The sequence below is a fragment of the Mesorhizobium sp. M7A.F.Ca.ET.027.03.2.1 genome, from assembly GCF_003999175.1.
Lineage (GTDB): Bacteria > Pseudomonadota > Alphaproteobacteria > Rhizobiales > Rhizobiaceae > Mesorhizobium.
Genome location: NZ_RZOM01001445.1, coordinates 1 through 1,148, shown reverse-complemented (window position 1 = coordinate 1,148; position 1,148 = coordinate 1). Strand labels below are relative to the sequence as shown.

Genomic DNA, 1,148 nt, shown 5'->3' with positions numbered 1-1,148 from the left:
CCTTTGCGTGTCCGGTAGCGGATACCGGTGGCGCGCTTGCCGTCAAGGACGATGCCTGTGGCGTGCGCCCGCGTGATCACAGTCAGATTGGTCCGCTGCATCACCGGATGGAGATAGGCGGCGGCAGTCGAACAGCGCTCGCCATTACGGGCGCCACCGGCAAACTGGGTCACCTGGAAATAGCCGGCGCCCTCTTGTTCCGGTCCGTTGAAATCATCCGAGGCGCGAATCTGGTTTTCGGCACAAGCCTCTATGAAGGCCTTGGCGATCGGCCTCGGCGAGCGCTGGTTCGACACTTTCAGCGGGCCGTCCCCGCCATGCAAGGCATCGGTGCCGCGCTCATTGCACTCGGCGCGCCGGAAATAGGGCAGAACCTCATCCCACGACCAGCCCTCGCAGCCCAGATTTGCCCATTCGTCATAGTCGCTGCGATGGCCCCTGACATAGAGCATTGCATTGATGGCGCTGGAGCCGCCCAGCGCCTTGCCGCGCGGCTGGTAGCCCTTGCGGCCGCCAAGACCTTGCTGCGGCACGGTTTCGAAGGCCCAGTTGTTTATCCTGGGCCGGCCGGAAAGCATGCCGATAATGCCAGCCGGAGCACGGATCAGCATATCCCTGCCCCCGCCGCCAGCTTCGATCAGGCAGACCGTTTTCGAGGGATCTTCCGAAAGCCGTGCGGCAAGCGCACAGCCGGCGGACCCACCGCCGGCTATGACATAGTCGTAACGCATGAAGACCCCTCCCCGATCGTCCACGGATTTTCCATCCGGATGATCAAGAGAAGGCCTGAACACGGCTGATGTAAAGACGCGCGGAATTACCGCAACGTCAGCTGCTGCGAACGCGCCGCCAGGAGTATTTCGGGCCTTTTGGTTCCGGCACGGCGGCTGGCTGGTAGTAGAGCCCCAATCCGCCGGTGCGGCCCTCCTCCAGGCGCTTCAACAGCACCGCATTGGAAATCTCGAACTCGTCGAAGCCTAGCCGCAGCATATGCGGCAGTTGGTCCACCAGCACCTGGCCCGTGGCGCGAACGGCACCTTCGAAATGGTAGCGGCCGCGCAGCAGTTCTCCCTTGGAGAAGGAGCGGCCGTCGCTGAAGGCCGGGAAGGCCAATGCCACCAGCGACAGCTGGTCGAGCAGCTCGGCAA

General features: G+C 63.4%; 2 protein-coding genes. Both read right to left on the bottom strand.

Translation table 11 applies throughout. The annotated features are described in order from the left end of the window. On the bottom strand, positions 1–731 hold a 731-nt coding region (locus tag EN750_RS35465; RefSeq protein ID WP_189526707.1), incomplete at its 3' end, for a GMC family oxidoreductase N-terminal domain-containing protein. Positions 732–828: 97 nt separating this feature from the next. Continuing rightward, a partial coding sequence (locus EN750_RS35460; RefSeq protein WP_127399357.1) for a DUF934 domain-containing protein occupies positions 829–1,148 on the bottom strand: 320 nt, incomplete at its 5' end.